The sequence below is a fragment of the Serratia sp. 2C06 genome (assembly GCF_050037615.1).
Taxonomy (GTDB): domain Bacteria; phylum Pseudomonadota; class Gammaproteobacteria; order Enterobacterales; family Enterobacteriaceae; genus Serratia; species Serratia ureilytica.
Genome location: NZ_CP188299.1, coordinates 1,755,657 through 1,769,366, shown reverse-complemented (window position 1 = coordinate 1,769,366; position 13,710 = coordinate 1,755,657). Strand labels below are relative to the sequence as shown.

12 protein-coding genes are annotated in these 13,710 nt (G+C 61.9%); 6 read left to right on the top strand and 6 right to left on the bottom strand.

Annotation, left to right across the window (positions count from 1 at the left end):
- Positions 1-207 precede the first annotated feature (207 nt).
- The 4 genes from ACP3TA_RS08780 (at position 208) to ettA (ending at position 4,409) form a co-directional block, all read left to right on the top strand.
- Positions 208-819 carry a YfiR family protein gene (locus tag ACP3TA_RS08780; RefSeq protein ID WP_033651698.1) on the top strand — a complete coding sequence of 204 codons (612 nt, stop codon included), beginning with the start codon at positions 208-210 and terminating at the stop codon, positions 817-819.
- Positions 816-2,063, top strand: a complete 1,248-nt coding sequence (locus ACP3TA_RS08775) for a diguanylate cyclase domain-containing protein (protein WP_033641804.1) — start codon at positions 816-818, stop codon at positions 2,061-2,063. The genes ACP3TA_RS08780 and ACP3TA_RS08775 overlap by 4 nt, the downstream gene beginning before the upstream one ends.
- Before the next feature lie 38 nt (positions 2,064-2,101).
- Positions 2,102-2,599: an OmpA family protein gene (locus ACP3TA_RS08770; protein ID WP_033641803.1), complete on the top strand. Its 498-nt coding sequence runs from the start codon at positions 2,102-2,104 to the stop codon at positions 2,597-2,599.
- Positions 2,600-2,741: 142 nt separating this feature from the next.
- Positions 2,742-4,409, top strand: a complete 1,668-nt coding sequence (gene ettA / locus ACP3TA_RS08765; RefSeq protein ID WP_025159620.1) for an energy-dependent translational throttle protein EttA — start codon at positions 2,742-2,744, stop codon at positions 4,407-4,409.
- Between the two features lie 30 nt (positions 4,410-4,439).
- Here the strand turns inward: ettA and ACP3TA_RS08760 are convergent, their stop codons facing one another.
- Both ACP3TA_RS08760 and ACP3TA_RS08755 read right to left on the bottom strand, forming a co-directional pair.
- Positions 4,440-5,351 (bottom strand): AraC family transcriptional regulator, encoded by a 912-nt coding sequence (locus ACP3TA_RS08760; RefSeq protein WP_206196067.1) that lies wholly within the window; start codon positions 5,349-5,351, stop codon positions 4,440-4,442.
- Positions 5,352-5,458: 107 nt separating this feature from the next.
- A complete protein-coding gene (locus tag ACP3TA_RS08755; RefSeq protein ID WP_096242800.1) occupies positions 5,459-6,370 on the bottom strand; it encodes a LysR family transcriptional regulator in 912 nt (303 codons plus the stop codon).
- A 97-nt stretch (positions 6,371-6,467) separates the two neighbouring features.
- Here ACP3TA_RS08755 and ACP3TA_RS08750 point away from each other — a divergent pair, with 97 nt between their 5' ends.
- Positions 6,468-7,469 (top strand): zinc-binding alcohol dehydrogenase family protein, encoded by a 1,002-nt coding sequence (locus tag ACP3TA_RS08750; protein ID WP_033641800.1) that lies wholly within the window; start codon positions 6,468-6,470, stop codon positions 7,467-7,469.
- Positions 7,470-7,500: 31 nt separating this feature from the next.
- On the opposite strand, the gene ACP3TA_RS08745 is transcribed toward ACP3TA_RS08750, so the two are convergent.
- The 4 genes from ACP3TA_RS08745 to serB form a co-directional block, all read right to left on the bottom strand.
- Positions 7,501-8,934, bottom strand: coding sequence for a glycosyltransferase family 39 protein (locus ACP3TA_RS08745; RefSeq protein ID WP_176589480.1), 1,434 nt, complete (start codon positions 8,932-8,934; stop codon positions 7,501-7,503).
- 133 nt (positions 8,935-9,067) lie between these two features.
- Positions 9,068-10,342, bottom strand: a complete 1,275-nt coding sequence (gene nadR / locus ACP3TA_RS08740; RefSeq protein ID WP_033641798.1) for a multifunctional transcriptional regulator/nicotinamide-nucleotide adenylyltransferase/ribosylnicotinamide kinase NadR — start codon at positions 10,340-10,342, stop codon at positions 9,068-9,070.
- A 58-nt stretch (positions 10,343-10,400) separates the two neighbouring features.
- Positions 10,401-11,786 (bottom strand): DNA repair protein RadA, encoded by a 1,386-nt coding sequence (radA, locus tag ACP3TA_RS08735; protein ID WP_025159617.1) that lies wholly within the window; start codon positions 11,784-11,786, stop codon positions 10,401-10,403.
- A gap of 19 nt (positions 11,787-11,805) precedes the next feature.
- Entirely contained in the window at positions 11,806-12,783 is a 978-nt protein-coding gene (serB, locus tag ACP3TA_RS08730) for a phosphoserine phosphatase (RefSeq protein WP_033641797.1), read from the bottom strand.
- 110 nt (positions 12,784-12,893) lie between these two features.
- Between serB and ACP3TA_RS08725 the strand changes: the two genes are divergently transcribed.
- Positions 12,894-13,577, top strand: a complete 684-nt coding sequence (locus ACP3TA_RS08725) for a YtjB family periplasmic protein (protein WP_033641796.1) — start codon at positions 12,894-12,896, stop codon at positions 13,575-13,577.
- The last annotated feature ends 133 nt before the right edge of the window (positions 13,578-13,710 follow it).

Here is a 13,710-nt window from a genome sequence, read left to right as displayed (position 1 = left end):
AAAATAAGTAGGATAATTCCGAGAAAACAGCACATAAAGCGCCCAACGAAGACATCTTATAATACAATCCGCGCCAATTATGGGTAGATAGTGTTCATTAGGCAGTGCGACTGACAGCTTTCAGCAAAACGATTGTCCCTTCAAGCGGGCCGGATTTTTACTTGTCGGGCCACGGCCTGCGGGCGGTGGATCAGGCCGGAATGGCGGGTGAAGATGGCGAGTAATACCGCGATAACGATGCGTTGCGCAAAAAGCCCCGTGCCGGGCTTCCTTGCCGCACGCCTGAATATCGGCCGCCTGTTGCTGATCGTTTTGTTGGCGCTGCTGACGTTGCCCGGGCCTGCGCGCGCCGCCGATGATCCCTATCAACAGCGCACGCACGCCGTGACGACCGTGGTGGTAGGCATCATCAGCTACGCCCGCTGGTCACGTGAACCCAATCCGATCCGGTTGTGCGTGACCGCACCCACCCAGTATGCCGAGGGGCTGTTCGATCCGATCCTGCTCAGCGCGCCGCGTCCGATTAAAACCGAACGCGTGCCGTTCGACAGCCCGACGCTGAGTACCGGCTGCGATGTCATCTATTTAGGGAACATCAACGCCGCGCAGAGACAAAATTTCATGCAGCGCATTTCCGGCAACTCCATTCTCAGCATCAGCGAGAACGATAGCGAATGCTCCGCCGGCAGCGCATTTTGCCTGCAGATCAACGGCGACCAGGCCGGCTTCAAGGTCAACCTGGACGCCCTGGCGCGCAGCGGCGTGCGCGTTCACCCCAACGTGCTGCAGCTGGCGCGCAAACAGGCGCCGCCGCTATGAGGCTGTTGCGTAGAAACCGTTCCGGCAATGCGCGCCCGACGTTGGGCCGAGTGCTGCAGCGGGTGCATCTTGGGCTGGCGTTGATCGCCGTTGGCACCGCCGGCATCTTTCTGACGCTGGTGGCGCTGTTCGCGCTGCGCGCCTATGCCAACCACAACCTGCACCTGATCGCGCGCTCCATCAGCTATACGGTTGAAGCGGCAGTGGTGTTTGGCGATCGCCCCTACATTCGCGAGGCGATGGTGCTGATCGCCGCCAAAGAAGAGGTGTCGGAGGCCAAAATTCTGAACAACGCCGGTGACGTGCTGGTCAGTTGGCATCGTCCCAAAGATGGCCCGCTGCACGGCATGGAGCAGGTTATCGCCCACTGGGCGCTGCCCGAGCCGGTCATCCTGCCTATCTCCCACGAGGGCAAACAGGTCGGCCAGGTCTGGCTGAGCGGCAACGGCGGCAGCCTGTTGCGTTTCCTGTTGCGCGGGCTGGTCGGCATGATCGCCTGCATGGTGCTCAGTACCCTGTGCGCCCTGGTGTTGTCGCGCCGCATGCTGGTCGGCATCGTCAGTTCGTTGGACGACATCGCCAACGTGGCGCATGCGGTGCGGCGAGATCGCACCTTCGGCCTGCGGGTGCCCTCGGCGCCGATCGCCGAGCTGCATGAGCTCAGCAATGATTTCAATGGCTTGCTCGATGAACTGGAGGCCTGGCAGGCCCATCTGAAGCAGGAAAACGACTCGCTGGCTCACCGGGCGACGCACGACAGCCTGACCGGCTTGCCGAACCGCGCCTTCTTCGAAGGCCGGCTGAGCCGCGCCCTGGGCGATATCGCGCCGCCGGCGAAATTGGCGGTGCTGTTTATCGACGGCGATCGCTTCAAGGAAGTGAACGACAGTTACGGTCACGCCGCGGGCGATGCGGTGCTGACCACCATTGCCGGACGCATTCGCGCGCAGCTGCGCGAAACCGATCTGGTCGCACGCCTGGGAGGAGATGAATTCGCCGTGCTGCTGGCGCCGGTGCACAGCACGGAAGATGTCTTGCAGATCGCCGACAACATCATCGATTGCATGACGCAACCGGTTATTTTACCGAACGACGAGACGATCATTACCTCTCTGAGTATCGGCATTGCGCTGTACCCTGATCACGCGTCGACGCCTCAGGGTCTTTTGCACGAAGCTGACGATGCGATGTATCAGGCAAAGCATCGTTATAACGGAGGCTGGCGGCTGGCTATACATAAATAAGAGCCCCGGCTATAACACTTGAACTAGGGATTTTGACTATGATACAGCAACTGTTTAAAGGTCGTTTTTCACTGCTGACGATGGCGTTCGTCGCCCTGCTGGCGCTCGCCGGTTGCCAGAGCAAGCCGCAAGGCCTGACGCCCGAGCAGGTTGCGCTGCTGCAATCGCAGGGCTTCAAACTGACCGACAACGGTTGGGAATTCGGCCTGTCGGATAAAGTGCTGTTCGGCAACAACATCGGCAAGCTGAACCCGGAAAGCACCGAGACGGTGCAGAAGATGGGCCGCGCGCTGCTGAGCGTCGGCATCACCAAGTTCCGTCTGGACGGCCATACCGACAACTACGGCGAAGACAGCTATAACGATCAGCTCTCCCTGCGCCGCGCCGATGCGGTCGCCGATCTGCTGGCCAGCGTCGGTATTCCGCGCGCCAACATCGAAACCCGCGGCATGGGCAAGCGCGATCCCGTCGCCGACAACCGCACCTCCAGCGGCCGCGCGGAAAACCGCCGCGTCGCGATCGTCGTCACGCCATAAGCCACCAATATGCGCCTTTATCGGCGCATAAACGGTTATACTTAGCGATCGCTGAGCGATGTCTGGGATCCAAGATCGAAACGGGCTACACTCATGCCGCCAGACATCCTATAAATACTGATATAGAGAGGCTTAGAGCAACGTGGCTCAATACGTCTATACCATGCACCGCGTCGGCAAAGTGGTACCGCCGAAGCGTCATATTTTGAAAAACATCTCCCTGAGCTTCTTCCCTGGGGCAAAAATCGGCGTACTGGGCCTGAACGGCGCCGGTAAGTCCACCTTGCTGCGCATCATGGCCGGCATCGATACCGATATCGAAGGGGAAGCGCGCCCGCAGCCGGGCATCAAGATCGGTTATCTGCCGCAGGAGCCGCAGCTTAACCTCGAACACACCGTGCGTGAGTCGGTGGAAGAAGCGCTGGCGGAAGTGGTCGGCGCGCTGAAACGCCTGGACGAAGTGTACGCGCTGTACGCGGAAGAAGGCGCAGACTTCGACAAGCTGGCCGCCGAACAGGGCCGCCTGGAAGAGATCATTCAGGCGCACGACGGTCACAACCTCAACGCGCAGCTGGAACGCGCTGCCGATGCGCTGCGCCTGCCGGACTGGGACGCCAAAATCGCCCATCTGTCCGGGGGTGAACGCCGCCGCGTCGCGCTGTGCCGCCTGCTGCTCGAAAAGCCGGACATGCTGCTGCTGGACGAACCGACCAACCACCTGGACGCCGAGTCCGTGGCCTGGCTGGAACGCTTCCTGCACGACTTCGAAGGCACCGTCGTGGCGATCACCCACGACCGCTACTTCCTGGATAACGTGGCCGGCTGGATCCTTGAACTGGACCGCGGCGAAGGCATTCCGTGGGAAGGCAACTACTCGTCCTGGCTGGAGCAGAAAGACGCGCGTCTGGCGCAGGAAGCGTCCGCCGAAGCCGCTCGTCGCAAGTCGATCGAGAAAGAGCTGGAGTGGGTGCGCCAGGGCGCCAAAGGCCGCCAGTCCAAAGGCAAGGCCCGTCTGGCCCGCTTTGAAGAGCTGAACAACACCGAATACCAAAAACGTAACGAAACCAACGAACTGTTCATTCCACCTGGCGCGCGCCTGGGCGATAAAGTGGTCGAAGTCAGCAACCTGCGCAAGTCTTACGGCGACCGCCTGCTGATCGACGACCTGTCGTTCTCGGTGCCGAAAGGGGCGATCGTCGGCATCATCGGCCCGAACGGCGCGGGTAAATCCACGCTGTTCCGCATGATGTCCGGTCAGGAGCAGCCTGATTCCGGCAGCATCGTGCTGGGCGATACCGTCAAGCTGGCGTCCGTCGATCAGTTCCGCGACAGCATGGACGGTTCGAAAACCGTGTGGGAAGAAGTCTCCGGCGGGCAGGACATCATGCGCATCGGCAACACCGAGATGCCGAGCCGCGCCTATGTCGGCCGCTTCAACTTCAAGGGCGTCGATCAGGGCAAACGCGTAGGCGAGCTGTCCGGCGGTGAGCGTGGCCGTCTGCACCTGGCCAAGCTGCTGCAGGTTGGCGGCAACGTGCTGCTGCTCGATGAACCGACCAACGACCTGGATATCGAAACCCTGCGCGCGCTGGAAAACGCCCTGCTGGAATTCCCAGGCTGCGCCATGGTGATCTCGCACGACCGTTGGTTCCTCGACCGTATCGCCACCCACATCCTGGACTACCAGGACGAGGGCAAGGTGGAATTCTTCGAAGGCAACTTCACCGAGTACGAAGAGTACAAGAAGCGTACGCTGGGCGCCGATGCGCTCGAGCCGCACCGCATCAAGTACAAAAAGATCGCCAAGTAATCCCCAAGGCGCCGCATGCGGCGCCTTTTTTTATGCCCGCGTCCGGCGATAATCGCGCGGTGAGCACGCCATCACGCGCTTGAAAGCATGGCTGAACGCGCTGTCGGAATCGTACCCCAAACGTTGCGCGATGATGGATACCGGTTCAACGCCGGTACGCAGCGCCCGCGCAGCCAGCAACATGCGCCAACGCGACACATACTCAAGCGGCGCCATTCCCGCCTTCTGCTTGAAGCGCAGCGCCAACGTCGAACGGGAAACGCTCGCCGCATCGGCCAATGACGCCACCGTCCAGCGACGGGCAGGATCGGCGTGTACTGCCTGCATCGCGGCGCCGATGCGCGGATCGAACAAGGCGGGCAGCCAGCCGGAGGCCGCGCCCTCCTCCCCCGTCAGGTAAATCCGCAGCGCCTGGGTCAGCATGATCTGCCCCAGATGATGCGTCATCAGCGCGCTACCCGGCGAAGGCTTTAACAGCTCGTCCGCCAGCCGCTGCAACGCCCATTGCAACACGGCGGCCTCTTCGGTGCCGCCTCGGATCACCATCAACGCCGGCAAACTCCCCAACAACCGCTCCACTTCCTCACCGAAGGTAAAACTCCCGCCGATAAACAGGCAATCCTCCGCCTCGCCGCAACTCGCCACGCCATTTTTCGCCTGCAGATAAAGTACGTCAGCATCGAGCGCCGGCAGCGACAGATCGCTGCCGACAGTGACCGGCAGGCTGCGGGTCACTGTCGGCAGCAAGCAGTCGCCGGCCGCCAGCCGCAGCGGTTCGGCCAACCCTTCCGCCGCCAGCCAACAGCCGCCGCGCACCACCGCGTTGAATTTCCCGCTCTGCGGCGCAGGAAAATGAACGGCCCAGTCGCCGCCGGCCTTCAGGCCGCCGAAAAACGCATTCTGGCTGTTCAATGGCGCAAGCACTTCCGATAACGGATCCATACCCTCTCCCCCTAAGCCCCTTTCATGAGCATAGCCCGCGCCATGCTCCAGCCAAAGGTTTTAGGACGATGGCGACAGAAATTAGGCGTCGGCGTCATCTGCCAGGCCTACTCCCGCGTCAGCTCGCGCGCGTAGTCGTCAAACGCCGAGTGCTGCAATACCACATCGATGAAACAGGCCAGCGCCGGGGAATTCAGCTTGCGGCTCGGGTAAACCAGATACAGTTCATTCCCTTCTGCGCGCCAGGCCGGCAACACCTCCACCAACAGCTTCTGCGCCACCACCTCGCGGCTGAGAAACGCCGGCAGCAGCGTGATCCCCGCGCCGGCGATAGCGCATTCGCGCGCATACAGCAGATTGTCGGTGGTGTGCGCCAGCGGCAGCTGCCAGCGGTAATAATCGTCGCCGCAGCGCAGGTTCCAGGCCGTCCAGGCGCGGTGGGCAATGCAGCGATGCTGCTGCAGCTGCTGCGGGTGCTCGATCGGCGAGTGCTGCGCCAGATAGGACGGCGCAGCCAGCAGATAGCGCGGCGCATACCCGAGGCGGCGGCCGATCAGCGAAGAATCCTGCGGCTTGCCGGTGCGCAGCGCGGCGTCGAAGCCTTCCTGCACCAGATCCACCATGGCGTCGGATACCGACACCTCCAGCGATACGTCCGGGTACTGGCGCTGAAAATCCGCCGCCAGCCGCGCCACCAGGGTTGCCCCCAACCCGGCCGGCGTCGAGATGCGCAGGCGGCCGCTCGGGTTATCGCGCAGCCGCTGCAGCGCCAGATCGGCCCGCTCGGCGGCGGACATCATCGCCTGGCAGTGTTCCAGATAGCGCTCGCCGGCGAAGGTCAGGTTCAGCTGGCGCGTGGTGCGGTTGAGCAAACGCAGCCCCAGCGTCTGTTCGAGCTGGCTGATGCGCTGACTGACGCTGGACTTCGGCAACCCGACACGCTGCGCGGCGGCGGTGAAGCTGCCGCACTCCGCCACCAGCGCGAACAGCGCCATGTCCTGCAGCTGTTTGAACTCCATTGTTCACCTCTTACGAACACTCAGTTAGATATTGTCCATCTTATCACCCCACTGCTGCGGGTCTACACTGGGGACATCATTTGAAAGGAGCACAATCATGTCGATAAAAGCCATTGCCGTAGACCCGCAGAACCCCGCCGGTTTCATCGAAATCTCACCGGAGATGCCGGTGCCCGGCCAGTACGATCTGCTGGTGGAAGTGAAAGCGGCCTCGGTCAACCCGGTGGATACCAAAGTACATGCCGGTCTGCAGAAAAGCGGCCTGCAGCAGCCGCGCGTCCTCGGCTGGGACGCCAGCGGCGTCGTGCTGGACGTGGGCAGCGGCGTCAGCGGCTTCAAGCCCGGCGATGAAGTGTGGTACGCCGGCGATATCACCCGGCCCGGCAGCAACAGCAGCCACCAACTGATCGACTCTCGCATCGCCGCGCACAAACCGCGCAGCCTGAACTGGGCGGAGTCCGCCGCCATGCCGCTCACCGCCCTCACCGCCTGGGAGGCGCTGTTCGAGCACCTGAACATTCAGGATGCGCCCGAGCACAAGACGCTGCTGATCATCGGCGGCGCCGGCGGGGTCGGCTCGCTGGCCATTCCGCTGGCCGCGCTGCGCAGCAAGGTGAAAGTGATCGCCACCGCGTCCAGGCCGGAATCCGCCGCCTGGTGCCGCGAGCGGGGCGCCGACCTGGTGGTGGACTACCGCGATTTGAAGGGCAACCTGGCGCAACACGGCATCGAGCAGGTGGATTACATCCTCTGTCTGAACGATACCGACGGCCACTGGCCGGCGATGGCCGAACTGATCGCGCCGCTCGGCCATATCTGCACCATCGTCGAGAACGCGCAGCCGTTGGATCAAAACGCGCTGAAGCTGAAAAGCGCCGCGCTGCACTGGGAATTCATGTTCACCCGCAGCATGTTCACCACCCCGGACATCGCGCAGCAAGGCCGGATCCTGCAGCAGGTGGCGCAACTGCTGGACGACGGCAAGCTGAGCACCACGCTGAGCGAAACCCTGCACGGGCTGTCGGTAGACACGCTGACCGCCGCGCACCAACAGCTGCTCGGCGGCCATATGCAAGGCAAGCTGGTTATCGCTTACTGAGTTCGCATCGCGGCGGCGTTCTGCGCCGCCGTTACTGCGGGCGAACAAAGCCGACGCACAGCACCTGCTCGTCGCTCTGCGGATCGGCGCGGAAGGTCAGCGTCTGCTGCCAGTCGAGGCGCATCTTCGGCCAGTGGGCCAGTTCGCCGCCGAAGTCGCTGTGCGCGCAGTCTTCACCCAACCGACCGAACAAGGCGACGCCATGCTGCGCAATCTGCGGATAGCTGATGTTGACGTTGTAGATGTTCGGCCGCGTATGATTGGACCAGCGCGTAATGGTTTGCGGCCGGGAACCGGCATACACCGTCATCCACTGCGACAGGTATTCGCCGCCGACGTAACGCAGACTGACGCCATACCGCTCCTGCCACAGCTGCTCCACTCCAGCGCTGAACGCCTTGATGCCCACCATTTTCTGACCGGCATTGCGCACGTTGCCCAGCATCACCGCGGCATACCCCAGATAGACCGCCAGCGCCGCGCACATCAGCCCAATAGTCGCCGCCCGCAGCGAACGCACCGGCGGCTGACGCACGCAACCAACCAGCAGCGCGGGCGCCAGCATGAAGAACGGCTGCAGCCACTCGGTCAAGCGGCCGCCGACGTTGAAGGAGAACCAAAAGGTAATGATGCCGAGCGGCAGCAGGTAGATCCACAGCAGCACCCGCATCGGCAAGGCTTTCGGCCAGGCCAGCACCGCCCCGCTGCGGCGCAGGATCCACCACAGCACCAGCGACGGATAGAACACCAGCAGCAGCGACTGCAGCATGTCGAGATTGAGCTGCATCTTGATCTGCGAATCCACCCACTTAAAGGCGGCGAAGTCGTGGTTCCACAGCCAGAATACGTTCGGCAACACCAGCGCCAGCCAGATCGCCACCGCCAGATAGAACTGCGGTTGGCGATAGCAGCGACGGATCTGCGGCACGAACAGCGTCGACAGCGCCGCGAAATAGACGAAGGCGAAGGTCGAATACTTCGCCATCATCGCCAGACCGGCGGCCAACGCGAAGGCCGGCCACCAGTTGGCCGAATGGGAAATCGCCATGTGGAAGAACAGCGCCATCCACGGCCACAGCATCACCAACAGGTAGTTGTCGTTGTAGGGAATGATGTCGAAATTGATGATGCCGGACAGGTTGAGCGTCAGCAGCGCCATCCAGGCCAGCGAAGTGCTGCCGCTCAGGCGTCGCGCCAGCAGCCAGACGCCCAACATGCCGATGGCGATGGCGATGAAGTGCCCGCCGTACCAGTAAACGTTCAGCGGCAGCCACGACAGCCAGATCGCCGGCTGCATCGCCGCACCGACCAACCAAGGATTTTTCGGTGAGCCCCACTCGCCGTTGAGGCCCCAATTGAGCGCCTCGACGGCGTCGTAAGGCAGGGTAGGATCGAGATGAACGGTCAGCAGCGTCCAGGCTGCGGCATAGCAGATCAACCAGAGAGCGAGTAAGCGATAAGACATGTCTTCTTCTGAGCGTTATTGTAAAGAAAACCTTAACCTAGTCGCTACCGAATGAACCATGTTTAAACAGGCCTTTAAATGTGCGTCCGTGCGGCCGTTTCTGCCGCGCGATCGCACATTACGCTAATTTTTCTCAGCCTGCGGCGTGGCGCTGGGCGGGCGCATTCGCCAGCCGACCGGCGTCCGCCGCCAGCAGCTGTTGCACCAGCTCGACACAGCGCAGGAAGCGCTCTTCGTAATCGCTGGACTCAACGTGCACGTACTCGATGTTGTTGGCGCGCAGCATCTCCTCCAGCAGGCGCTGGAACGCCAGGCGATCGGCGGTGCTGCCGAGACTGCGCAGGCCGTCCGCCACCCACGGCGTGTTGTTTTCCAGCAGGATCACCAGATCGAAGCGGTATTCGTCGATCAGCGCCTGCACGAAGGGATGCTCACGCCCTTCGTACTTTTTGCAAAACGCCTGGGTGGTGACGAAATCGGTATCGATAAACGCCACCTTGTTGGCGTACTTGACCGCGAAATCCACGTATTGCGCCTGCCCGAGGGCAATTTTGTCGTAGTCGGAGTACTGCAGCGCCATCTCGTCGCCGCCCAGGTGCGAGAACACGTAATCGCGGCCATATTCCCAGGCGCTGGTGGTGTTGAAGATGTTGGCCAGCTTGTTGACCAGCGTCGATTTGCCGCTCGACTCGCCGCCGAGGATCGCCACGGTGCGCACGAAGAACGGTTTCACCTCGGTCGGGATGTAATCCCAATAACGGAACGGATCCTGACGGATCTGATTGCCGCTGATGTTCATGAACGACCGTTCGGGATCGACCAAAATGGTTTCGATGCCCAGATGCTCGCGGTAGCGCGGCGCATCCTGCGCTTCGCTGGAATAGATGAAGCTCGGCACGATGCCTTTCTGTTCCATAAAGGCCTTCATGCCGTCGCTCCACACGTTCCAGCCGTGCGGGTACGGTTCGATGCCCTGCTCGTCGAACGAGTGGATATGGATGTTTTTCTGGTACTTGAAGGTCTGCAGCAGCCAGCGCAGGCGATCGCTGACCGTCGGCTGTTGCGACATCGAACTGTTCTCGAACAGCTCACGGTCGCGCGGCTCGTCGTGGCACAAGATAACGTGCAGCTCATCCACCTGGCTGCAGGCGCGCTGGATCAGATAGATGTGGCCGGTATGCAGCGGGTAAAATTTACCAAACACCACGCCGACTTTGACCTCTTTGCGCGGGAACTCCAGCCCGAGAAAACGGTGCAGCGCCTCGAGCTTTTGCGCGCTCGGGCTTTTGATCTTGTCGTTCAACAGCTGGCTGAGATAGCCTTTGGTCATGCCGCTGGCATCCGCCACCTGCTGCAACGTGCAGCCCTTTTGCTTGATGGACGTCTTCAGGTAATCAAATTGCGGCATGGCCACCTCCGTTTAGTATGCTAAACAAAATAGCATATCTTTCTCGCCGTCGGCGACATTAATAAAACTCTTCCAGCACGTCCAGCGCGTCCGCCAGTTTCTTGACCCCGAACACCTGCATGTTGGCCGGCGGCTTCTTCGGCATATTGCCGTGCGGCACGATGGCGCGCTTGAAACCGTGCTTGGCCGCTTCGGAAATGCGCTCCTGGCCGCTCGGCACCGGGCGGATCTCCCCCGCCAGCCCCACTTCGCCGAACACCACCAGATCGTTCGGCAGCGGGCGATCGCGCAGGCTTGAGACCAGCGACATCAGCAGCGCCAGATCGGCGCTGGTCTCGCTGACCTTCACCCCACCGACCACGTTGACGAACACGTCCTGATCCGACATCTGCAGCCCGCCGTGCCGGTGCAGCACCGCCAGCAGGATTGCCAACCGGTTCTGCTCCAGGCCCACCGCCACGCGGCGCGGATTGGACATCATCGAGTGATCCACCAGCGCCTGGATCTCCACCAGCAGCGGCCGGGTACCTTCCCACACCACCATCACCGAGCTGCCGGAAGTGACTTCATCGCCGCGGCTAAGGAAGATTGCCGAAGGGTTGCTCACTTCGCGCAGCCCCTGTTCGGTCATGGCGAACACGCCCAGCTCGTTGACCGCGCCGAAGCGGTTCTTGTGGCTGCGCAGGGTGCGGAAGCGGGAATCGGCGTCGCCATCCAGCAGCACCGAACAGTCGATGCAGTGTTCCAGCACTTTTGGCCCGGCCAGCGAGCCGTCTTTGGTAACGTGGCCGACCATGACGATCGCCACGCCGCGCGTCTTGGCGAAGCGCGTCAGGTAGGCGGCGGTTTCCCGCACCTGCGCCACGCTGCCCGGCGAAGACTGAATGTCCGCCATGTGCATTACCTGAATCGAGTCGATCACCATCAGCTTCGGCTGTTCCTGCTCGGCGATCAGGCAGATCTGCTCGATGCTGGTTTCCGACAGCATGTTCAGGCCGCCGGTCGGCAGCCCCAGACGGTGAGCGCGCATCGCCACCTGTTGCAACGATTCCTCGCCGGTGACGTACAGGGTTTTCATCTGTTCGGACAGTTTGCACAGCACCTGCAGCAACAGGGTGCTCTTGCCGGCGCCGGGGTTGCCGCCGATCAGAATGGCGCTGCCGGGCACCACGCCACCGCCCAGCACGCGGTCGAACTCGAGAAAGCCGGTGGTGAAGCGCGGCAGCGCCTCAAGGCTGATTTCCGACAGCTTCTGCACCTTGCTGACGCCGGCGTCGCCGGCATAGCCGCTAAGGCGATCGTTGCGCGCCGCAGCGGGCGACGCGGCCAAACGCACTTCCGTGATGGTGTTCCAGGCATGGCAGGCGCTGCACTGCCCCTGCCAACGCGGATAGTCCGCCCCGCACTCATTGCACACAAATGCCCGTTTTGCCGCTTTTGCCACGTCTTACCTCAATCTTTCGTTATCGCACTTCGTGTTTCAGGCTGCCGGTGAGAATACACAGCACGCCCATCAAATCCGCATGCCGGATCGCCACCTGCGCTTTTTCATACACTTTCGGTTTGGCGTGGTAGGCGATGCCCAGCCCCGCCGCCTGCATCATTTTCAAATCGTTGGCGCCGTCGCCGATGGCCACGGTCTGCGCCAGCGGGATCTCCAGCTTCTCCGCCAGCCGCAGCAGCGTATCGGCTTTGAACTGCGCGTCCACCACCGGCCCCAGCACTTCGCCGGTCAGCTTGCCGTCGCGGATCTCCAGCTCGTTGGCCGCCGCCGCCACCAGCCGCAGCCGGTTGCGCAGGTATTCGGCGTAGTAGGTGAAGCCGCCGGAGGCGATCGCCACATGCCAGCCCATCGCCTGCAGCTTGCCCACCAGGCTGGTCAGCCCCGGCATCAGCGGCAGCTCGTCGCGCACCTGCTTAAGGATGTTGGCGTCGGCCCCTTTCAGCGTACCGACGCGCTGGCGCAGGCTGGCGGTAAAGTCCAGCTCGCCGCGCATCGCGCGTTCGGTCACTTCCGCCACCTGCTCTCCGACGCCCGCCAGCTTGGCGATCTCATCGATGCACTCGATCTCGATCGCCGTTGAATCCATGTCCATCACCAGCAGCCCCGGCGTGCGCAGGTGCGGGATTTTGCCGAGCGGCGCCACATCCAACCCGCTCTCTGCCGCCAGCAGCTTGGCGCGCGGCGTCAAGGTGCCCGCCAGCCGCACCACCTGATAGTCGTCCACGCCCCAGGCGGTGACGATCACCATCGCCGCGCCCAGCTTGCGTTGGAATTGGGTAATGCGCGCCTTGTCCAGCTCCCTGCCATATAACAGCCACCCGGTATTGCCCGCCCGGTAGTCCAGCGGCATCACTTCGTCGCCGCTGAGCGAAAGGGGAAGACCCGGCCATTGAGAGATCTCCGCCGGAAGATCGCAATAGGTCAGACTGTTTGACATCATTGACTCCTGAATGGACAAAAACGCTGCATGATAAAACGACGCATCAAGCTATCCTATCGCCAGCGGTTCTGGCAACATAAAGTGTCCCCGATGCCCAAGGAACCTGCATGGCTCGCGCTAAACTGAAATTTCGCCTGCACCGCACCGCTATTATCCTGATTTGCCTGGCTTTGCTGGTGCTGCTGATGCAGGGCGCCTCTTATTTTAGCCTGAGTCACCAAATGGCGCGATCCGAGCAGGTTGAAGAGCTGGCGCAAACGCTGACCAAACAGGTCGCCTACAGCCTGGCGCCGCTGCTGGACGACGACGGCAACAATCCGCGCATCGACGCCATCCTCAAGCAGCTCACCGATCACAGCCGCATTCTCGACGTCAGCGTGTATCAGCTGGACGGCACGCTGGTCTCCCACGCCGGGGAACAGATAAGTATACGCGATCGCCTGTCGCTCGACGGCAAACGCGCCGGCAGCTACTTCAACCACCAGTTGGTCGAATCCATTCAGGGCAAAGACGGCCCGATCGGCTTTATCCGCATCACCCTCGACACCCACGTACTGGCGACCGAATCCAAGCAGGTGGACAACACCACCAACCTGCTGCGCCTGATGATCCTGCTGGCGCTGGCGATCGGCATCATTCTGGCGCGTACCCTGCTGCAACACCGCCGCAGCCGCTGGCAGCAGTCGCCCTACCTGTTGACCGCCAACACACCACTGGAAGAAGGCAATACGGTGGAAGACGATGAAGACGATGCGCCGGAGAAAAAACAGGAAGCGCCTAAGCAGGGGTAATTCAGGCCAAGCGTTGAATGCGTTCGTGCCGTTTTCTTGTCCTTTCGGTGAATAGATTGTCCGTAACAACGGGATCCACATCCAATTGAAAGGTAAAGCGTTAGCCAAAAACGGCCATGCGGAATGAATAGAT